This is a genomic window from Citrobacter sp. RHB35-C21 (genome assembly GCF_013816515.1).
Classification (GTDB): domain Bacteria; phylum Pseudomonadota; class Gammaproteobacteria; order Enterobacterales; family Enterobacteriaceae; genus Citrobacter; species Citrobacter braakii.
Map to the genome: position 1 here is coordinate 4,812,342 of NZ_CP057147.1, position 20,363 is coordinate 4,832,704.

Genomic DNA, 20,363 nt, shown 5'->3' on the forward strand with positions numbered 1-20,363 from the left:
AGGATAAATTGTGGGTAAATTAGGCCAACAGGCGATAGCCCGGTAACGTCAGGAAGTCAATTAACTCGTCGGAAGTGGTGATTTGCTCCATCAGGCGCGCGGCATCGTCAAAACGCCCGCTGCTGTAGCGGTGTTCCCCCAGTTCGTCCTGAATCACCAACATCTCTTCGGCCAGCATCTGGCGGAACAACGGTTTGGTAACCGGTTTGCCGTTGCTGAGCGTTTTCTGGTGGTGGATCCACTGCCAGATGGAAGTACGAGATATTTCGGCGGTGGCCGCATCTTCCATCAGACCATAAATCGGTACGCAGCCATTACCGGAGATCCACGCTTCGATGTACTGCACCGCGACACGAATGTTGGCACGCATGCCTTCTTCAGTACGCTCACCTTCACAGGGTGCCAGCAATTGTTCTGCGGTAATCGGCGCATCTTCTTCACGGGTCACGAACAGCTGATTTTTGTTTTCACCGAGTACGTCGTTGAACACCGCCATTGCGGTATCTGCCAGTCCTGGATGGGCAATCCATGTGCCGTCATGACCGTTATTGGCTTCCAGCGCTTTGTCCGCTTTTACCTTGGTCAGAACCTGGTTGTTACGTTCCGCATCTTTGCTGGGAATGAACGCGGCCATGCCGCCCATCGCGAACGCGCCGCGTTTATGACAGGTTTTAATCAGCAGACGCGAATACGCACTGAGGAATGGCTTATCCATCGTCACCACCTGACGGTCCGGCAACACGCGATCCGGGTGGTTCTTTAGGGTTTTGATATAGCTGAAAATGTAGTCCCAGCGACCGCAGTTCAGGCCCACAATGTGGTCACGCAGCGCGTGCAGAATTTCGTCCATCTGGAAAACGGCTGGCAGCGTTTCAATCAGCAGGGTCGCTTTAATTGTGCCACGCGGCAGATTAAAGCGATCCTCTGCATAGCTGAACACTTCACTCCACCATGCCGCTTCTTGCCAGGCCTGCGTTTTGGGTAGATAGAAATAAGGGCCACTGCCTTTTGCCAGCAACGTTTTGTAGTTGTGGAAGAAATAGAGGGCAAAGTCGAACAGGCTGCCCGGGATCGATTCGCCACGCCAGGTGACGTGTTTTTCCGGCAGATGCAGACCGCGAACGCGGCACACTAACAGGGCCGGATTGGGTTTGAGTTGATAAATTTTACCGGCTTCGTTGGTGTAGCTAATGGTGCCATTGACTGCATCGCGCAAGTTGATCTGCCCGTCGATAACTTTGCTCCACTCAGGAGCCAGCGAATCTTCAAAATCAGCCATAAAGACTTTGACGTTCGCGTTCAGCGCGTTGATAACCATCTTGCGCTCAACCGGTCCGGTAATCTCTACACGGCGATCCAGTAAATCATCAGGAATACCGCGAATTTTCCAGTTACCTTCGCGAATGGAAGCTGTTTCCGAAATAAAGTCAGGCAACTTACCGTCATCAATATCCTGCTGCTGCTGGATACGTGCAGCCAGAAGTTTATTCCGCTTTGGCGTAAATCTTGTCACCAGCTCGGTCAGAAACTCCACCGCTTCAGCGGTCAGAATCTGCTGTTCCTGTTCGCCACGCGGCCTGGTGAAGATCAGTTCATCGGTTGTCGTTGCCTGTTGATTCATTGCGTAGTTCCTCGTCATTGATCCAAACACATCCCCAATGCGAACGAAGGATCGTTGTGCGGTTTTCGTTCAGCACAACTAAGACTACTCATTTAAATTTCAAAATCAAAAACAATTTCCATTTTTAATTTAATTATCAATTAACCTATTGATAACAATATAAATAAAATTTAATTACACAGTGAGGTGCATTTCGAAAATAAAAAAGGCACCCGAAGGTGCCTGATTCAACATGCTGAAACGCTTAAGGATCGTCTGTTACAGAAGATTAATCCAGCGTTGGATTCATGTGACGCAGATCATATGGCGTGATCTGGTAAACGTAATAGTTGAGCCAGTTGGTAAACAACAGATTGCCGTGGCTACGCCAGGTTGCCCGCGGTTTATTTTGCGGGTCATCTTTTGGGAAGTAGTTATAGGGCACTTCCGGCGTTAAGCCCGCTTCGACGTCACGAAAATATTCACTGCCGAGTGTATGGGCGTCATATTCAGGATGGCCCGTTACGAAGGCGATACGTTTATCTTTGCTGGCAAACAGGTAGGCATCTCCCTCTTCTGTTTCGGCAAAAATCTCGAGATCGGTGTAGTCCCTGATAAGGGCAGCAGGAAAATCGGCATAGCGCGAATGCGGGGCCAGGAACGCATCATCAAATCCACGCGTCAGCAGCGCATGAGGATGAAGAATATGGTGCTCATAGACGCCTGAGAGTTTATCCGTACGGGTTTGCTTGGGAATTCCGTACAGGATATTCAATGCGGCTTGCACCGCCCAACAGACAAAGAGCGTCGATGTAACATGATCTTTCGCCCATTCAAGCACTTGTTTAATCTGCGGCCAGTAAGCCACGTCATTAAATTCAACCAGACCCAACGGCGCGCCGGTCACGATCAGTCCGTCAAAGTTCTGATCGCAGATATCCTCGAAATTACAGTAAAAGTTATTCAGATGCTCCGTAGGAGTGTTGCGTGACTCGCGGGCATCAATGCGCAATAGCTGAACATCTACCTGCAGCGGTGAGTTAGAGAGTAAACGCAGGAACTGGTTTTCCGTTTCAATCTTCTTGGGCATCAGGTTGAGGATGAGCACCTTCAGTGGACGAATTTCCTGACCGGAAGCGCGAGATGACGTCATCACAAAGACGTTTTCCTCACGCAAGAAATTGACGGCGGGTAGCTCGTCCTGCACGCGAATTGGCATAACCTGATAACCTCACTACATACGTTTAAACGTTTAGACATCCAGATAGCTGAAGATACCCAAGAATCATGCGAATGTCGAGCCTGCATCCTCAAGTTGAGAAAGTTTCACGGCTCCTTGCTGTAGATTAGTGCAGTAAAGAAAAAAGGAGAATGCTATTCGTCATTCGCGTAACAGGCAATGTGCTGCCGGGAGAGCCTGGTGTGCTGCGCTTCTCAGGCCTGAACACCGGTTACAACATGATGGGCTGGATAAAATGGTACGCTGCATCCGGCAGTTCTCACTCCCTGCAGACGCAAAAAAGCCCATCCGGCAGGATGGGCTTCTTCACTTGTTTGATGCCTGGCAGTTCCCTACTCTCGCATGGGGAGACCCCACACTACCATCGGCGCTACGGCGTTTCACTTCTGAGTTCGGCATGGGGTCAGGTGGGACCACCGCGCTACAGCCGCCAGGCAAATTCTGTCTATCAACACGCTTTTCGCATGTCGATGTAATCTGTAATCAAACTGAAAATGATGTCTTCTCTTTCGCCAAAACATCTTCGGCGTTGTAAGGTTAAGCCTCACGGTTCATTAGTATCGGTTAGCTCAACGTATCGCTACGCTTACACACCCGACCTATCAACGTCGTCGTCTTCAACGTTCCTTCAGGACCCTTAAAGGGTCAGGGAGAACTCATCTCGGGGCAAGTTTCGTGCTTAGATGCTTTCAGCACTTATCTCTTCCGCATTTAGCTACCGGGCAATGCCATTGGCATGACAACCCGAACACCAGTGATGCGTCCACTCCGGTCCTCTCGTACTAGGAGCAGCCCCCCTCAATTCTCCAGCGCCCACGGCAGATAGGGACCGAACTGTCTCACGACGTTCTAAACCCAGCTCGCGTACCACTTTAAATGGCGAACAGCCATACCCTTGGGACCTACTTCAGCCCCAGGATGTGATGAGCCGACATCGAGGTGCCAAACACCGCCGTCGATATGAACTCTTGGGCGGTATCAGCCTGTTATCCCCGGAGTACCTTTTATCCGTTGAGCGATGGCCCTTCCATTCAGAACCACCGGATCACTAAGACCTGCTTTCGCACCTGCTCGAGCCGTCACTCTCGCAGTCAAGCTAGCTTATGCCTTTGCACTAACCTCCTGATGTCCGACCAGGATTAGCTAACCTTCGTGCTCCTCCGTTACTCTTTAGGAGGAGACCGCCCCAGTCAAACTACCCACCAGACACTGTCCGCAACCCGGATCACGGGTCTACGTTAGAACACCAGCCATTAAAGGGTGGTATTTCAAGGTTGGCTCCATGCAGACTGGCGTCCACACTTCAAAGCCTCCCACCTATCCTACACATCAAGGACCAGTGTTCAGTGTCAAGCTATAGTAAAGGTTCACGGGGTCTTTCCGTCTTGCCGCGGGTACACTGCATCTTCACAGCGAGTTCAATTTCACTGAGTCTCGGGTGGAGACAGCCTGGCCATCATTACGCCATTCGTGCAGGTCGGAACTTACCCGACAAGGAATTTCGCTACCTTAGGACCGTTATAGTTACGGCCGCCGTTTACCGGGGCTTCGATCAAGAGCTTCTCCTTACGGATAACCCCATCAATTAACCTTCCGGCACCGGGCAGGCGTCACACCGTATACGTCCACTTTCGTGTTTGCACAGTGCTGTGTTTTTAATAAACAGTTGCAGCCAGCTGGTATCTTCGACTGATTTCAGCTCCATGAGTAAATCACTTCACCTACATATCAGCGTGCCTTCTCCCGAAGTTACGGCACCATTTTGCCTAGTTCCTTCACCCGAGTTCTCTCAAGCGCCTTGGTATTCTCTACCTGACCACCTGTGTCGGTTTGGGGTACGATTTTGTGTTACCTGATGCTTAGAGGCTTTTCCTGGAAGCAGGGCATTTGTTACTTCAGCACCGTAGTGCCTCGTCATCACACCTCAGCGTTAACAAGACTCCGGATTTACCTGGAATCTCCGCCTACATGCTTAAACCGGGACAACCGTCGCCCGGCTAACATAGCCTTCTCCGTCCCCCCTTCGCAGTAACACCAAGTACAGGAATATTAACCTGTTTCCCATCGACTACGCCTTTCGGCCTCGCCTTAGGGGTCGACTCACCCTGCCCCGATTAACGTTGGACAGGAACCCTTGGTCTTCCGGCGTGCGGGTTTTTCACCCGCATTATCGTTACTTATGTCAGCATTCGCACTTCTGATACCTCCAGCATGCCTCACAGCACACCTTCAACGGCTTACAGAACGCTCCCCTACCCAACAACACATAGTGTCGCTGCCGCAGCTTCGGTGCATGGTTTAGCCCCGTTACATCTTCCGCGCAGGCCGACTCGACCAGTGAGCTATTACGCTTTCTTTAAATGATGGCTGCTTCTAAGCCAACATCCTGGCTGTCTGTGCCTTCCCACATCGTTTCCCACTTAACCATGACTTTGGGACCTTAGCTGGCGGTCTGGGTTGTTTCCCTCTTCACGACGGACGTTAGCACCCGCCGTGTGTCTCCCGTGATAACATTCTTCGGTATTCGCAGTTTGCATCGGGTTGGTAAGTCGGGATGACCCCCTAGCCGAAACAGTGCTCTACCCCCGAAGATGAGTTCACGAGGCGCTACCTAAATAGCTTTCGGGGAGAACCAGCTATCTCCCGGTTTGATTGGCCTTTCACCCCCAGCCACAAGTCATCCGCTAATTTTTCAACATTAGTCGGTTCGGTCCTCCAGTTAGTGTTACCCAACCTTCAACCTGCCCATGGCTAGATCACCGGGTTTCGGGTCTATACCCTGCAACTTAACGCCCAGTTAAGACTCGGTTTCCCTTCGGCTCCCCTATTCGGTTAACCTTGCTACAGAATATAAGTCGCTGACCCATTATACAAAAGGTACGCAGTCACCCCATAAAGAGGCTCCCACTGCTTGTACGTACACGGTTTCAGGTTCTTTTTCACTCCCCTCGCCGGGGTTCTTTTCGCCTTTCCCTCACGGTACTGGTTCACTATCGGTCAGTCAGGAGTATTTAGCCTTGGAGGATGGTCCCCCCATATTCAGACAGGATACCACGTGTCCCGCCCTACTCTTCGAGTTCACAACACATGCACTTTTGTGTACGGGACTATCACCCTGTACCGTCGGACTTTCCAGACCGTTCCACTACCACACATGCTGATTCAGACTCTGGGCTGCTCCCCGTTCGCTCGCCGCTACTGGGGGAATCTCGGTTGATTTCTTTTCCTCGGGGTACTTAGATGTTTCAGTTCCCCCGGTTCGCTTCATTACGCTATGTATTCACGCAATGATAGTGTGACGAATCACACTGGGTTTCCCCATTCGGAAATCGCCGGTTATAACGGTTCATATCACCTTACCGACGCTTATCGCAGATTAGCACGTCCTTCATCGCCTCTGACTGCCAGGGCATCCACCGTGTACGCTTAGTCGCTTAACCTCACAACCCGAAGATGTTTCGTAAAACACTTCAGTGTTGCGAAAATTTGAGAGACTCGAACACACCGCTTTTCATTTCTTGTTTACGGAGAAATGAAACAGTGTGTCGTTTCAATTTTCAGCTTGATCCAGATTTTTAAAGAGCAAATATCTCAAACGAGACTCGAAAGTCTGTTTTGAGATACTTCGGTCGGCGACTTTCACTCACACATACCAGCAAGTGGCGTCCCCTAGGGGATTCGAACCCCTGTTACCGCCGTGAAAGGGCGGTGTCCTGGGCCTCTAGACGAAGGGGACACTGAAGTCTCAATCGCAAGACGCCTTGCTATTTACTTTTCATCAGACAATCTGTGTGAGCACTACAAAGAACGTTTCTTTAAGGTAAGGAGGTGATCCAACCGCAGGTTCCCCTACGGTTACCTTGTTACGACTTCACCCCAGTCATGAATCACAAAGTGGTAAGCGCCCTCCCGAAGGTTAAGCTACCTACTTCTTTTGCAACCCACTCCCATGGTGTGACGGGCGGTGTGTACAAGGCCCGGGAACGTATTCACCGTGGCATTCTGATCCACGATTACTAGCGATTCCGACTTCATGGAGTCGAGTTGCAGACTCCAATCCGGACTACGACATACTTTATGAGGTCCGCTTGCTCTCGCGAGGTCGCTTCTCTTTGTATATGCCATTGTAGCACGTGTGTAGCCCTACTCGTAAGGGCCATGATGACTTGACGTCATCCCCACCTTCCTCCAGTTTATCACTGGCAGTCTCCTTTGAGTTCCCGGCCGAACCGCTGGCAACAAAGGATAAGGGTTGCGCTCGTTGCGGGACTTAACCCAACATTTCACAACACGAGCTGACGACAGCCATGCAGCACCTGTCTCAGAGTTCCCGAAGGCACGTTCGCATCTCTGCAAACTTCTCTGGATGTCAAGAGTAGGTAAGGTTCTTCGCGTTGCATCGAATTAAACCACATGCTCCACCGCTTGTGCGGGCCCCCGTCAATTCATTTGAGTTTTAACCTTGCGGCCGTACTCCCCAGGCGGTCGACTTAACGCGTTAGCTCCGGAAGCCACGCCTCAAGGGCACAACCTCCAAGTCGACATCGTTTACGGCGTGGACTACCAGGGTATCTAATCCTGTTTGCTCCCCACGCTTTCGCACCTGAGCGTCAGTCTTTGTCCAGGGGGCCGCCTTCGCCACCGGTATTCCTCCAGATCTCTACGCATTTCACCGCTACACCTGGAATTCTACCCCCCTCTACAAGACTCTAGCCTGCCAGTTTCGGATGCAGTTCCCAGGTTGAGCCCGGGGATTTCACATCCGACTTGACAGACCGCCTGCGTGCGCTTTACGCCCAGTAATTCCGATTAACGCTTGCACCCTCCGTATTACCGCGGCTGCTGGCACGGAGTTAGCCGGTGCTTCTTCTGCGAGTAACGTCAATTGCTGCGGTTATTAACCACAACACCTTCCTCCTCGCTGAAAGTACTTTACAACCCGAAGGCCTTCTTCATACACGCGGCATGGCTGCATCAGGCTTGCGCCCATTGTGCAATATTCCCCACTGCTGCCTCCCGTAGGAGTCTGGACCGTGTCTCAGTTCCAGTGTGGCTGGTCATCCTCTCAGACCAGCTAGGGATCGTCGCCTAGGTGAGCCGTTACCCCACCTACTAGCTAATCCCATCTGGGCACATCCGATGGCAAGAGGCCCGAAGGTCCCCCTCTTTGGTCTTGCGACGTTATGCGGTATTAGCTACCGTTTCCAGTAGTTATCCCCCTCCATCGGGCAGTTTCCCAGACATTACTCACCCGTCCGCCACTCGTCACCCAAGGAGCAAGCTCCTCTGTGCTACCGTTCGACTTGCATGTGTTAGGCCTGCCGCCAGCGTTCAATCTGAGCCATGATCAAACTCTTCAATTTAAGTTTGATGCTCGTGAATTAAACTTCGTAATGAATTACGTGTTCACTCAGAGACTTGGTATTCATTTTTCGTCTTGCGACGTTAAGAATCCGTATCTTCGAGTGCCCACACAGATTGTCTGATAAATTGTTAAAGAGCAGTTGCGACACGCTTTAGCGCTCTGTCGCGAGGTGGCGTATATTACGCTTTCCTCTTTCAGAGTCAACCCTCATTTTCAGGTTTTTCTCTTCAACCGAACCGGCTGTTTGTGTGAAGTGATTCACATCCGCCGTGTCGATGGAGGCGCATTATAGGGAGTTTCCCGCGGCCCGCAACCCTTAAATTGCAGAAAAATGACTGACCGCTGCATTCCACAGCAAAACCCCGCCTTATACCCATTTACACACAGAGTTATCCACAAACCACGCGATCGTTTGTGCACGTCTCTGTTTATATAAGCATCCTTCAACGGAAAAAGAAGAGGTCAAAATCGAAAATTAAAAATTCGCGAGCGTTGCGCAAACGTTTTCGTTACAATGCCCCCGCACAATAAGGATGCCCCGTAAGGGGCGTTAGCTGAGTTTTTAGCCAAGAATTCACCTAACGCTCTCTGTAATAGTCAAATCCAGGGGATTTACCATGCAACAACGTCGTCCAGTCCGCCGCGCTCTGCTCAGTGTTTCTGACAAGGCCGGTATCATCGAATTCGCTCAGGCACTTTCCGCACGCGGTGTGGAGCTGCTGTCTACAGGTGGCACTGCGCGCCTGTTAGCTGAGAAAGGTCTGCCAGTGACCGAAGTTTCCGATTACACCGGCTTCCCGGAAATGATGGATGGACGCGTAAAGACCCTGCATCCGAAAGTCCATGGCGGCATTCTTGGTCGTCGCGGTCAGGACGACGGGATTATGGAACAGCACGGCATCGCACCTATCGACATGGTGGTTGTTAACCTGTACCCGTTCGCCGAGACCGTTGCCCGTGAAGGCTGCTCGCTGGAAGATGCGGTAGAAAACATTGATATCGGCGGCCCGACGATGGTGCGTTCCGCTGCCAAGAACCATAAAGATGTGGCTATCGTTGTGAAGAGCAGCGACTACGCCGCCATTATTAAAGAGATGGATGCCAACGACGGTTCTCTGACCCTCGACACGCGTTTCGATCTCGCGATTAAAGCCTTTGAACACACCGCCGCTTACGACAGCATGATTGCCAACTACTTCGGTAGCATGGTTCCGGCCTACCACGGCGAAAGCAAAGAAGCCGCCGGTCGCTTTCCACGTACACTGAACCTGAACTTCATTAAGAAGCAGGATATGCGCTACGGCGAGAACAGCCACCAACAGGCTGCCTTCTATATAGAAGAGAATGTTAAAGAAGCGTCCGTTGCCACCGCGCAGCAGGTACAGGGCAAAGCACTTTCCTACAACAACATCGCCGATACCGATGCGGCGCTGGAGTGCGTAAAAGAATTCAACGAGCCAGCCTGTGTGATCGTCAAACACGCTAACCCGTGCGGCGTGGCAGTCAGTACCTCTATTCTCGATGCTTACGACCGCGCCTATAAAACCGACCCGACCTCCGCGTTCGGCGGCATCATCGCCTTCAACCGCGAACTGGATGCCGAAACTGCTCAAGCCATCATTTCCCGTCAGTTCGTGGAAGTGATCATCGCGCCATCCGCAACCGAAGACGCACTGAAAATCACCGCCGCCAAACAGAACGTCCGCGTGCTGACCTGCGGTCAGTGGGCACAACGTGTGCCGGGCCTGGACTTCAAACGCGTTAACGGCGGTCTGCTGGTTCAGGATCGTGACCTGGGTATGGTGAGCGAAGGTGAACTGCGCGTAGTTTCCAAACGTCAGCCGACCGAACAGGAACTGCGCGATGCGCTGTTCTGCTGGAAAGTAGCTAAGTTTGTAAAATCCAACGCCATTGTTTACGCCAAAGAGAACATGACTATCGGTATAGGCGCAGGCCAGATGAGCCGCGTATATTCCGCAAAAATCGCCGGGATTAAAGCCGCCGACGAAGGTCTGGAAGTTCAAGGTTCCTCTATGGCATCCGACGCCTTCTTCCCGTTCCGCGATGGGATTGATGCCGCCGCCGCCGCCGGTGTGACCTGCGTGATCCAGCCGGGCGGTTCTATCCGTGATGATGAAGTCATTGCTGCCGCCGACGAGCACGGCATAGCGATGGTGTTCACCGACATGCGCCACTTCCGCCATTAATCCACGGAGCAGACGATGAAAGTATTAGTGATTGGCAACGGCGGGCGCGAACACGCGCTGGCCTGGAAAGCGGCGCAGTCGCCAAAAGTCGAAACGGTATTTGTCGCACCAGGCAACGCGGGCACCGCGCTGGAACCTGCGCTGCAAAACGTGGCAATCGGCGTGACCGATATTCCGGCGCTGCTGAGCTTTGCCCAGAATGAGAAGATCGATCTGACCATCGTTGGCCCAGAAGCGCCTCTGGTAATTGGCGTGGTCGATGCGTTTCGCGCCGCCGGTCTGAAAATCTTCGGCCCAACCGAAGGTGCAGCGCAGTTGGAAGGCTCCAAAGCCTTCACCAAAGATTTCCTTGCCCGTCATAACATTCCGACGGCGGAGTATCAGAACTTCACCGAGATTGAGCCTGCGCTGGCCTATCTGCGTGAGAAAGGCGCGCCGATCGTTATCAAGGCCGACGGCCTGGCCGCCGGTAAAGGCGTTATCGTCGCGATGACGCTGGAGGAAGCCGAAGCCGCTGTTCATGACATGCTGGCAGGTAACGCTTTTGGCGATGCGGGCCACCGTATCGTTATCGAAGAGTTCCTCGACGGTGAAGAAGCGAGCTTTATCGTGATGGTTGACGGCGAGCACGTGCTGCCAATGGCCACCAGCCAGGACCACAAACGCGTGGGCAACGGCGATACCGGTCCGAATACCGGCGGTATGGGCGCTTACTCACCGGCACCGGTGGTGACTGATGACGTTCATCAGCGCACCATGGAACGCATCATCTGGCCAACCGTAAAAGGCATGGCAGCGGAAGGGAACACTTACACCGGTTTCCTGTACGCAGGTCTGATGATCGACAAACAGGGCAACCCGAAGGTTATCGAGTTCAACTGCCGCTTCGGCGATCCGGAAACCCAGCCGATTATGCTGCGTATGAAATCGGATCTGGTGGAGCTGTGCCTTGCCGCCTGTGACGGCAAGCTGGATGAGAAAACCTCTGAGTGGGACGAACGCGCCTCTTTGGGCGTAGTGATTGCCGCGGGCGGTTATCCGGGCAACTACAATACTGGCGATGAGATCCACGGCCTGCCGCTGGAAGAAGTCGCTGACGGTAAAGTGTTCCACGCGGGCACCAAACTGTCTGCTGACGATCGCGTGCTGACCAACGGTGGTCGCGTCCTGTGCGCCACCGCGCTGGGCAACACCGTTGCCGAGGCGCAGCAGCGTGCCTACGCCCTGATGACCGACATCCGTTGGGACGGCAGCTTCAGCCGTAACGACATCGGCTGGCGCGCCATCGAACGTGAGCAAAACTAACGGCTGAGCTTAGCCAGCAGCGTTTTGCGCGTAATACCTAACTGACGGGCGGCTTCGGTTTTATTGCCGCCCGTTTTTTCCAGCGCCGCCAGAATCACTTCTTTTTCGACATCCACCAGCGGTTGAATCTCGCCACTGTATTCCGTTTTTATCGGTGTCGCGGCAATCGCCATCGGTAGCTCGCGTTCGGAAATATATTCCCCCGTTAGCAGCACCACCGAACGCTCAATCGCATTTTCCAGCTCACGGATATTGCCCGGCCAGTCATAGTGGATCAGCAGATCCATCGCCTGCGGAGTAAAGCCTTTCACCGCTTTTCGATTACGTGTGGCAAAACGCTGGAGAAAATGTTCGGCCAGCAGCGGAATATCTTCCCGACGCTGGCACAGCGCTGGCATTTCAATAGTGATGACGTTCAGGCGATAGTAGAGATCCTGACGAAAGTGCCCGGCGTTAACTTCCTCCGCCAGATCGCGATGTGTGGCAGCGATCAGCCGGACATCAACCGCAATAGTCTGGTTGCTGCCAACCCGTTGCACTTCTCGCTCCTGGATTGCCCGCAGCAGACGCACCTGCATTAGCGGTGAGATATCGCCAATTTCATCAAGAAATAACGTGCCACCTTCGGCTTCCACAAAGCGCCCTTCCCGCCGCTTATCCGCGCCGGTAAACGCGCCTTTCTCATGACCAAAAAGTTCGGACTCCAGCAGCGACTCATTAAGCGACGCACAGTTCAGCGTCACCAGCGGTTTATCACAGCGGGCACTGCTGGCATGCAGCGCCCGGGCCACCAGCTCTTTCCCCGTACCGGAGTCTCCGTGAATGAGCACCGTTGCATCCGAGGGCGCAACCATCGCGATTTCATTGATCAACTGCCGCATCGCCGGACTGCTGCCAATCATGCCAAACTGCGCAGCCGACCCTGACGGCAGTTCAGCGCCCGTTTCCCGCGTATGCGCCAGCGCCTTTTCCAGCGTCTCCTGCAGGCGATCAAAATCCAGCGGCTTGATTAAGTAGTCCAGCGCCCCGGTTTTCAGCGCCTCAACGGCGGTCTCCACGCTGGAGAACGCCGTCATGATCAATACCGGAATCGCCGAATTCAGCGCTTTAATCTCTTTCAGCGTTGCGATGCCGTCCATCTCCGCCATACGCACATCGCACAGCACTAAATCAAATACGCGTTCACGCACCTGTTCCAGTGCCGCTTGCCCGCTATAGGCCAGCGCGACCTCATAACCCCAGCCGCGCAGCAGCGCCTGTAAAATGGTGCAGTGGCTGATATCGTCATCTACCACCAGAATATTGATTTTTCCGCGCGTCATCCTTGTTAATCCTGTTGTTTCGCGTTGGTCGGCAGCCAGAGGGTAAAGGTTGCGCCTTTGCCCTCAACGCTTGCCACATGAATGGTACCACCGTGCTGTTCAATTATGTTCTGCACTACCGCCAGCCCAAGGCCGGTTCCATCCGCTTTAGTCGTGAAGTAAGGCGTAAAAATAGCCTCCAGCTGTTCCGCTGCAATCCCTTTCCCGCTATCAATAACCACGATTTTAACGCGATCGCCGCTGCTTTCACTCGCTTCAACCGTAATCGTGCCCTGACGACCAATCGCATGAATGGCGTTCAGATACAGATTCAACAGAACCTGAGTCAGTCGGTCGGGATCGGCCTGAATAGCGGGCAGCGTGGAACTGGCCGAAAAGCGTAGCTGGATTTCCCGACTTGCCGCATCCTGACTCACCAGGTTTAATGAGTGGGTGATGACCTCATTGAGATCCACCTGTTGCAGCGTCAGATGCGCAGGTTTCACCAGCTCCAGCAACTCGCTCACCACCCGATTTAAACGGTCCGCCTCTTTCGCCATCACCTGCGCCAGCTCATGCGACTCGCCACCAGCCGGAGTTCGTTCAGCAAAATACTTCGCTAAACCCTTGATCGATGAAAGCGGGTTTCGAATCTCATGCGCGACCCCGGCCGCCAGATGTCCGAGCGCCATCAGTTTTTCTTTACGCTTCATCGCATCCTGCAGTTCTTTGTACGAGCGCTGATAGCGCTGATACCAGAAGAACGTCAGCACAGTGGCCAGCAGCACGGCCGCCAGCGCAGACAGGACGATCAGGGTGTTACGCCACTCTCTTGCCTGAGTCGCAGCCAGATCGCTGGCATCAAAAGCGATAAATATGGTTTGTGCGGGGGTGATAAGCTGTCCGTCATTGCTGGCACAGCGCGCCATGCCATGACGTCCTGGACCATACATCGGCTGAAACTGACGATAAATTTCCAGGACAGGTGTTTTTTCACCGTCCCCCGTAGGCATGTCAATATTCCGCCAGCTTTCCTGTTCCCCGGGGCTTAGTTGTCGCAGGACATCCGGTGAATAGAGCGTTTTACCGACCATCGCGGAATTGCTGTGAGTAATAATGACGCCATGATCGTCAACGACGGCAAACCATAGCACGCCTGGTTGTACGGCCATTTCCTCCAGCAGCGTCTGCTGTTGAGCATGATGCATGCGCATCCCCATACCTACGCGCGTACCAGACTCCAGAGCGCGGATGAGCACGCTGCCTTTTTCCAGTAGCGTTTGCCGCGCGGCGCCGCTTTCCCGCCCATAGTCCCGAATGGTCATAATCGAAAACCAACCGACCAAAATCAGGATTGCCGCCAGCAAGAGTCGGCTCAACCACTTGGCCGCCGTGTCCTTATAAAGACGCATACGCTCTCCCTTTATCCCACCTGTTCCTTTCATCGTTGCAGATATACAGCAGAAATCATGCCATTTTTTCTCCGTGATAACCCTGCCCTCAGACACAAACCGCTGAAAGTAGCGGGTAAAAATGACCCGCCGGCGCGTTCTGGCGAGTCATTTTTACTCGTCGCCCTGTGAAGGCCACGACTACAACGCCCGCGGGAGCGGGATTGCCGCTTTGGCACGGAAGATGCAATAGGAAATGTAATCTAACCAACAGGAGAACGACCCATGAAACGGAACAACAAACTGGCGCTGATTGCACTCTCTCTTATCGCGTTGGGCTCTACCCCGGCGCTGGCGCAGAATCACTGGGGGTATGGTGATGGAATGCAGCAACGAGGCGGTACGCCAATGACCACTGAGCAGCAGGCTACCGCGCAGAAAATATATGATGATTACTACTCGCAGACCAACGCCTTGCGCCAACAGCTGACCTCTAAACGTTATGAGTACAACGCGTTGCTAACAGCCAGCTCGCCGGACACTGCAAAAATTAATGCCGTGGCAAAAGAGATGGAGGCGTTGAATCAGTCACTGGATGAGCAGCGCGTTAAACGCGATGTCGCAATGGCCCAGGCAGGCGTACCTCGCGGAGCGGGAATGGGCTACGGCGGGTGCGGCGGTGGCGGTAACCATCGCGGCGGCCATATGGGAATGGGCCACTGGTAAACGGTTTTTGCCGGATGGCGGCCTCACCTTATCTGGCCCGATGTCCTGGCATCAGGTTTTCAGAAGGTTTTGGCAGTAGGCTGCCAGTGACAAAAATCTTCATTAGCGACCAGCAGTAGCTGCGACCCTTCGGGCGCTTCCAGCCATGCCACACTCACTTCTACAGATGAATGGCTCTGGCGGCGCTCAATGTGGTTTATCGCCCACGATTCCAGATCGGGCTTCAGTGTTTCACCTTCACAGGTCGTGACTGTGTTATTCGCATGCCAGCGTCCCTGACGCAATATCACCCGTCCCTGACGCAACGCATCGCTGGTCTGGCGGATTTGATCGGCACGATAGCGGTAAAGCGCAATTTGATCGCTGGAAAGCTGCTGCTTTTGCCCATCGACTTCACGCTGCATGAAACTCAGTTCGCCCCGGTCATCGAAGCGTATACGGACATGTTCCGGTGGTTTACTGTAAGTGTTGAGTTCTATCAATGAGAGCGAATCACCCTGCCAGCGGTATTCACTGGTGGTGGTATCGCCTTTACGCCACGGACTAAATACCGAGAGCAAGTGAACATCGTCGCTGGAATCTTTACGCCAAATGCGTACCGCCCCCTGATCGCCAACATAGCCGCTGGCCGTGAACGGAGGAAGCTCAGAGTGGCGACTACAGGCAGACAGTAACAGCACACCTGAAAGCCAAAGCGAATGACGCCAGATGGACAAAAGGGGCGAAACCGCCCCTTCGATAAAACTGTTCACTGCCACGCGAATTACTTAACCGCGTCTTTCAGTGCTTTACCAGAAACAAATGCCGGTACGTTAGCTGCGGCAATTTTGATTTCTTTACCGGTCTGCGGGTTGCGGCCAGTGCGCTCAGCACGGTGGTTCACTTTGAAGGTACCGAAACCAACCAGTTGTACAGCATCGCCTTCTTTCAGAGACTCAGTAATAGCAGCCAGAGTGGATTCCAGAGCAGCTTTAGCCTGTGTTTTAGACAGTTCTGCTTTGTCTGCAATTACATCAATCAGTTGAGTCTTGTTCATAAGTTATCCTTACAATGTGTTTATCGCTTGCTAAGCATCGAGTGCGACGGAAATGCCAGAAAAGCACTCTCCTGCATACACGCACCGATAGCCACTTTTTTTCGCCCCCCAAATGTAGACCAGACCGGGGGCGGATGGGAAGCCTTCAGGCACGACAAATCAGGCGTTAAATCACGTTTTATGGTGTCATTGCTGAAAATTTATACCAATATTGCTCTCGCCAGCCTCGCGCAGGTCTGCACGAAGCCCTTTTATCAGCTCAATATCGCGTTCTTCACAGTCGGCTAAAAGTCGGAAAATTTCCCACTGAATATCCCATTCTTGCTCAACGGCCGGGTTCTCTTTGAGCTCTTCATCGGTCATTTCGCGACCAGCCTGGGTCATTTCCAGCATCGCCACCGTCGTAATCGAAGCCTTACTAACCTCAATTGCATGTTCCAGCGTTTCACCGCTAAGACGCGAATGCATCAGTTCGCTTAATGCCACACAGGCATCAATCGCCGGATAAACGCCGTACAAATCGTAATCGTCTGCTGAAGGAATAGCCTCTTCAAATTTTTCCAACTGGCTATCGAAATTGATTTTCGCGTCTTTAACCGTCAGCGCTTCCCAAATCAAATCCAGAATCCGGCGGTAAATTTGTCCATCGCCAAATTCGGTTTGCTTACAGAACATGGCGTAGTTGGGGTACATGCGTTCGCACAGACAGGCCATAAACGTGACGTGCTGCCAGCTTTCCAGCTTCTCCAGACGCAGGTGAATCGGATTTTGTAACATGATGAGTTCTCAAATACGGAAATTAGCGGCAGTTTACCCGATATGGGGCGTTTTTGCTGCAAGCCGCGTAAAAGCAGGGCGTTCGGATGCCACCGCATCTGCCCAGCGTGTTGGTTCCGGCAGACGATAGCCGTTCATACAGCGTTGTACCCACGCTAACGCGCTGTCCTGGCTCACGCGATGACCCGTAGAGATAAACAGCGGGTTACAGCGTGCTTTGCTGCGCCAAACCCATGCCAGCTGTTCGCCTTTATCCAACAACGGCGCTAACGCTCCGGGTTCGGCGGCGAGCGGCTCAAACTTGCCGCACAACCGTTTTTTCGCCACGCCAATCGTCGGGACATCCACCAGCAGGCCAAAATGGCTGGCCACGCCCAGACGGCGAGGATGAGAAATCCCATGACCGTCAACGAACAGCAGATCAGGCTTGTGCGAAAGCTGCTGCCAGGCGGCCATCAGCGCGGGTGTTTCGCGAAAGGAGAGAAAGCCAGGAATGTAGGGCATGGTGGTGGCGATTCGCGCCACCGTGTATTCAACCAGTTCCAGCGAGGGGTACTTCAGTAAGACCATCGCGGCTCGCGTCACTTCGCCCCCCTGCTCGAACCCAACGTCCGCCCCGCCGATCAGATCCGGCGGATCGCTCCTCAGGCGATCCTCGCGGATCACTGAAGAGGCCAGTTCAAGCTGCTGTGCGCGTAATGACGCAAGATCCATAATGACTCCTTAGCGGTGGTACTGTTCAGACAACCGATGTACCGCCTCCACAAAGACACCCGCATGCTCTGGCGGGACATCCTGATGAATGCCGTGGCCCAGGTTAAAGACATGGCCTTCACCCTGACCAAAACCGGCCAGAATCGTCGCCACCTCTTCTTCGATGCGGGCTGGCGGCGCATACAGCATGGACGGATCCATATTGCCCTGCAGTGCCACTTTATGACCTACACGACGACGCGCATCGGCAATGTCAGTGGTCCAGTCCAGACCTAACGCATCACAGCCGGTTTCCGCCATCGCTTCCAGCCACTGACCACCGCCTTTAGTGAACAGCGTCACCGGTACGCGACGATCTTCGTTCTCGCGCATCAGGCCGTCGACGATTTTGTGCATGTAATACAGGGAGAACTGCTGATAGTCGCGACCGGTCAGCACACCGCCCCAGGTGTCGAAAATCATTACCGACTGCGCGCCCGCTTTGATCTGCGCGTTCAGGTACAGAGTGACGCTCTTCGCCAGCTTATCAAGCAGCAGATGCAGCGCCTTTGGATCGGCGTACATCATCTTTTTAATCACGGTGAAGGCCTTACTACTGCCGCCTTCGACCATATAGGTAGCCAGTGTCCACGGGCTACCAGAGAAGCCGATCAGCGGCACTTCGCCTTTCAGTTCACGGCGGATAGTGCGCACCGCATTCATCACATAACCCAGTCCATCTTCCGGGTCCGGGATCGGCAGTTTGTCGACGTCAGCCTTGCTGGCGATCGGCGAGGTAAAGCGTGGGCCCTCTCCGGCTTCAAAATACAGCCCAAGTCCCATCGCATCGGGAATCGTCAAGATATCCGAAAAGAGGATCGCCGCATCAAGCTTATAGCGACGCAGCGGCTGCAGCGTGACTTCGCAGGCCAGCTCGGCATTTTTGCACAGCGCCATAAAATCGCCCGCTTCGGCGCGCTTGGCTTTATATTCCGGTAGATAGCGGCCCGCCTGGCGCATCATCCATACCGGAGTGACATCAACGGGCTGGCGCAGCAGCGCACGCAGATAACGATCGTTCTTCAGTTCGGTCATTTTTCCATTCCTTGAGCTATTTCACGCCAGTGTAACATGTGTGTCACTCATACTCTGCCCGACAGAGGGCGACGGTATCTTCAATCAATCGACGCGCGACGGTGCCCGGCGGGGGCAGGAGCGGTAAATCGTCGTAGCGATACCAGTTCGCTTCCAGCAGTTCTTTCGGGTCAATAACAATTTCGCCGCTATCATACTCCGCCATAAATGCGGTCATCAAAGACTGTGGGAACGGCCACGGCTGAGAAGTGACGTAGCGCAGGTTTTTCACCTTAATGCCGCTCTCTTCCATGACTTCGCGTGCCACCGCCTGCTCGAGGGTCTCGCCCACTTCGACAAAACCCGCCAGCACGGTATGCACGCCGTTACGATGGCGAACATGTTGGGCAAGCAGGATAGCGTCGTCACGACGAATAGCGACGATAATGCAGGGGGCAATTTGCGGGTAGTAGCGTTCTCGACAGTGGCTACACAGCATCGCCCATTCCGTATTACTCGGGTGCATGGGATGACCGCAGTAACCGCAGAATTTATGTGAGCGGTAGAACTCGGCCAGTTGTACGCCGCGTCCGGCCAGTTGAAACAGGCCAACATCCTGGTCAATGACCTGGCGCACAGACCCCATATCGTGCCGACGCTGCTGCTGCACCAGCCAGACCGTCTCCCCTTCCCATTCGCCTATAGGAAGTGCACGCTGCCCGGTCAGATCAAAACTTGCTGCGTCGCCGTAAGGCAGTTCGCCATGAGGCAACCATAACTTTTGCTCATGACTGACAATCCACCAGCCGCTATCTAATTTTTCAATTATACGATCCATATCTCTTGCGCAACCTTTGCTTCACAGGCATGTTGTTTACATTATTTTTACATTTACGGGTGAGCCGTTCCTAAACACCATCTTGCGGAGTCAATCATGCTAAACCAGCTGGAAAGCCTGACGGAGCACGTCGGAGGAAGTAACAAACTGGTTGATCGCTGGCTACATGTACGTAAGCACCTGCTCGTGGCTTACTACAATCTGGTTGGCATTAAGCCAGGCAAAGAATCGTACATGCGGCTCAATGAAAAGGCGCTGGATGATTTTTGCCAGAGCCTGGTCGATTACCTTTCCACCGGACACTTCAGTATTTATGAACGTATTCTCCATAAATTGGAAGGGAACGGGCAGCTTTTAAAAGCCACAAAAATTTGGCCGCTCCTGGAAGCCAATACGCAACTGATCATGGACTACTATGATTCCAGTCTGGAGACCGCCATTGATCACGATAACTTCCTTGAATTTCAACAGGCCTTATCGGATATCGGCGAGGCGCTGGAAGCCCGGTTCGTGCTGGAAGATAAGCTGATCATGCTGGTTTTTGATGCGATGCACGAGAGTGGCATGATCAAACGTCCTGCTTGAGATTTGCGACATTAACGCGTAATTTACATTCATTACCTCTTTTTGAGGTTACTTCTTGTCGGAGTGCTTATTTTCCACAGCAGCATGAGTGGAAAAGGCTGAGACCGTTAATTCGGGATCCGCGGAACCTGATCAGGTTAAAACCTGCGAAGGGAACAAGAGTCAATCTACAACCGTATCGCCCTTTGGCGTTCGTCTCTCTTGCTTCATCCGTCGTCTGACAAG

The 20,363-nt window shown here is 53.3% G+C and carries 14 protein-coding genes, 1 tRNA gene, 3 rRNA genes and 1 riboswitch; of the genes, 4 read left to right on the forward strand and 14 right to left on the reverse strand.

Annotated elements, in window-relative coordinates:
• Positions 1–19: 19 nt before the first annotated feature.
• The 6 genes from aceB to HVZ39_RS23335 form a co-directional block, all read right to left on the reverse strand.
• Entirely contained in the window at positions 20–1,621 is a 1,602-nt protein-coding gene (gene aceB, locus HVZ39_RS23310; RefSeq protein ID WP_016155322.1) for a malate synthase A, read from the reverse strand.
• A 268-nt stretch (positions 1,622–1,889) separates the two neighbouring features.
• On the reverse strand, positions 1,890–2,819 hold the full coding sequence (gene metA, locus HVZ39_RS23315) for a homoserine O-succinyltransferase (protein WP_016155321.1): 930 nt from the start codon (positions 2,817–2,819) through the stop codon (positions 1,890–1,892).
• Between the two features lie 340 nt (positions 2,820–3,159).
• A 5S ribosomal RNA gene (rrf, locus tag HVZ39_RS23320) occupies positions 3,160–3,275 on the reverse strand.
• A gap of 98 nt (positions 3,276–3,373) precedes the next feature.
• Positions 3,374–6,280, reverse strand: a 23S ribosomal RNA gene (locus tag HVZ39_RS23325).
• 220 nt (positions 6,281–6,500) lie between these two features.
• Positions 6,501–6,576, reverse strand: a tRNA-Glu gene (locus HVZ39_RS23330).
• Positions 6,577–6,661: 85 nt separating this feature from the next.
• Positions 6,662–8,203 (reverse strand): 16S ribosomal RNA (locus HVZ39_RS23335).
• Together the 16S, 23S and 5S rRNA genes with 1 tRNA gene alongside form the textbook arrangement of a ribosomal RNA operon.
• A gap of 619 nt (positions 8,204–8,822) precedes the next feature.
• Here HVZ39_RS23335 and purH point away from each other — a divergent pair.
• On the forward strand, positions 8,823–10,412 hold the full coding sequence (purH, locus tag HVZ39_RS23340; RefSeq protein ID WP_016155320.1) for a bifunctional phosphoribosylaminoimidazolecarboxamide formyltransferase/IMP cyclohydrolase: 1,590 nt from the start codon (positions 8,823–8,825) through the stop codon (positions 10,410–10,412).
• 15 nt (positions 10,413–10,427) lie between these two features.
• The gene (purD, locus tag HVZ39_RS23345) at positions 10,428–11,717 is read left to right on the forward strand and encodes a phosphoribosylamine--glycine ligase (protein ID WP_016157951.1); all 1,290 of its coding nucleotides are present in this window, start codon (positions 10,428–10,430) and stop codon (positions 11,715–11,717) included.
• Here the strand turns inward: purD and zraR are convergent.
• The gene (gene zraR, locus HVZ39_RS23350; RefSeq protein ID WP_047498849.1) at positions 11,714–13,039 is read right to left on the reverse strand and encodes a sigma-54-dependent response regulator transcription factor ZraR; all 1,326 of its coding nucleotides are present in this window, start codon (positions 13,037–13,039) and stop codon (positions 11,714–11,716) included. The two genes, purD and zraR, sit on opposite strands and share 4 nt — an antisense overlap.
• A gap of 5 nt (positions 13,040–13,044) precedes the next feature.
• Entirely contained in the window at positions 13,045–14,430 is a 1,386-nt protein-coding gene (gene zraS / locus HVZ39_RS23355; protein ID WP_047498846.1) for a two-component system sensor histidine kinase ZraS, read from the reverse strand.
• 264 nt (positions 14,431–14,694) lie between these two features.
• On the opposite strand from zraS, the gene zraP reads away from it, so the two are divergent.
• Positions 14,695–15,135 carry a zinc resistance sensor/chaperone ZraP gene (gene zraP, locus HVZ39_RS23360; RefSeq protein WP_016155316.1) on the forward strand — a complete coding sequence of 147 codons (441 nt, stop codon included), beginning with the start codon at positions 14,695–14,697 and terminating at the stop codon, positions 15,133–15,135.
• A gap of 59 nt (positions 15,136–15,194) precedes the next feature.
• On the opposite strand, the gene HVZ39_RS23365 is transcribed toward zraP, so the two are convergent.
• The 6 genes from HVZ39_RS23365 to nudC form a co-directional block, all read right to left on the reverse strand.
• A complete protein-coding gene (locus HVZ39_RS23365; RefSeq protein ID WP_047359007.1) occupies positions 15,195–15,887 on the reverse strand; it encodes a DUF1481 domain-containing protein in 693 nt (230 codons plus the stop codon).
• An 11-nt stretch (positions 15,888–15,898) separates the two neighbouring features.
• Positions 15,899–16,171, reverse strand: coding sequence for a nucleoid-associated protein HU-alpha (gene hupA, locus HVZ39_RS23370; protein WP_001044509.1), 273 nt, complete (start codon positions 16,169–16,171; stop codon positions 15,899–15,901).
• 186 nt (positions 16,172–16,357) lie between these two features.
• Positions 16,358–16,948 carry a YjaG family protein gene (locus HVZ39_RS23375; protein WP_003842015.1) on the reverse strand — a complete coding sequence of 197 codons (591 nt, stop codon included), beginning with the start codon at positions 16,946–16,948 and terminating at the stop codon, positions 16,358–16,360.
• A 33-nt stretch (positions 16,949–16,981) separates the two neighbouring features.
• Positions 16,982–17,662 carry a deoxyribonuclease V gene (gene nfi / locus HVZ39_RS23380; RefSeq protein WP_103284365.1) on the reverse strand — a complete coding sequence of 227 codons (681 nt, stop codon included), beginning with the start codon at positions 17,660–17,662 and terminating at the stop codon, positions 16,982–16,984.
• 9 nt (positions 17,663–17,671) lie between these two features.
• A complete protein-coding gene (hemE, locus tag HVZ39_RS23385) occupies positions 17,672–18,736 on the reverse strand; it encodes a uroporphyrinogen decarboxylase (RefSeq protein ID WP_181633021.1) in 1,065 nt (354 codons plus the stop codon).
• 43 nt (positions 18,737–18,779) lie between these two features.
• Complete coding sequence (gene nudC / locus HVZ39_RS23390) at positions 18,780–19,553, reverse strand: NAD(+) diphosphatase (protein ID WP_181633022.1); 774 nt, start codon at positions 19,551–19,553, stop codon at positions 18,780–18,782.
• A 96-nt stretch (positions 19,554–19,649) separates the two neighbouring features.
• On the opposite strand from nudC, the gene HVZ39_RS23395 reads away from it, so the two are divergent.
• A complete protein-coding gene (locus tag HVZ39_RS23395; RefSeq protein WP_016155311.1) occupies positions 19,650–20,138 on the forward strand; it encodes an Rsd/AlgQ family anti-sigma factor in 489 nt (162 codons plus the stop codon).
• A 49-nt stretch (positions 20,139–20,187) separates the two neighbouring features.
• A riboswitch (TPP riboswitch) is annotated at positions 20,188–20,310 on the forward strand.
• The last annotated feature ends 53 nt before the right edge of the window (positions 20,311–20,363 follow it).

What these genes read in the sequence shown, in the direction of transcription:
- purD (WP_016157951.1), top strand. Translation starts at nt 10,428, where the DNA reads ATGAAAGTATTAGTGATTGGCAACGGCGGGCGCGAACACGCGCTGGCC.
- HVZ39_RS23375 (WP_003842015.1), bottom strand. Translation starts at nt 16,948, where the DNA reads ATGTTACAAAATCCGATTCACCTGCGTCTGGAGAAGCTGGAAAGCTGG.
- HVZ39_RS23395 (WP_016155311.1), top strand. Translation starts at nt 19,650, where the DNA reads ATGCTAAACCAGCTGGAAAGCCTGACGGAGCACGTCGGAGGAAGTAAC.
- purH (WP_016155320.1), top strand. Translation starts at nt 8,823, where the DNA reads ATGCAACAACGTCGTCCAGTCCGCCGCGCTCTGCTCAGTGTTTCTGAC.
- hupA (WP_001044509.1), bottom strand. Translation starts at nt 16,171, where the DNA reads ATGAACAAGACTCAACTGATTGATGTAATTGCAGACAAAGCAGAACTG.
- nfi (WP_103284365.1), bottom strand. Translation starts at nt 17,662, where the DNA reads ATGGATCTTGCGTCATTACGCGCACAGCAGCTTGAACTGGCCTCTTCA.
- hemE (WP_181633021.1), bottom strand. Translation starts at nt 18,736, where the DNA reads ATGACCGAACTGAAGAACGATCGTTATCTGCGTGCGCTGCTGCGCCAG.
- aceB (WP_016155322.1), bottom strand. Translation starts at nt 1,621, where the DNA reads ATGAATCAACAGGCAACGACAACCGATGAACTGATCTTCACCAGGCCG.
- zraS (WP_047498846.1), bottom strand. Translation starts at nt 14,430, where the DNA reads ATGCGTCTTTATAAGGACACGGCGGCCAAGTGGTTGAGCCGACTCTTG.
- nudC (WP_181633022.1), bottom strand. Translation starts at nt 19,553, where the DNA reads ATGGATCGTATAATTGAAAAATTAGATAGCGGCTGGTGGATTGTCAGT.
- metA (WP_016155321.1), bottom strand. Translation starts at nt 2,819, where the DNA reads ATGCCAATTCGCGTGCAGGACGAGCTACCCGCCGTCAATTTCTTGCGT.
- zraR (WP_047498849.1), bottom strand. Translation starts at nt 13,039, where the DNA reads ATGACGCGCGGAAAAATCAATATTCTGGTGGTAGATGACGATATCAGC.
- zraP (WP_016155316.1), top strand. Translation starts at nt 14,695, where the DNA reads ATGAAACGGAACAACAAACTGGCGCTGATTGCACTCTCTCTTATCGCG.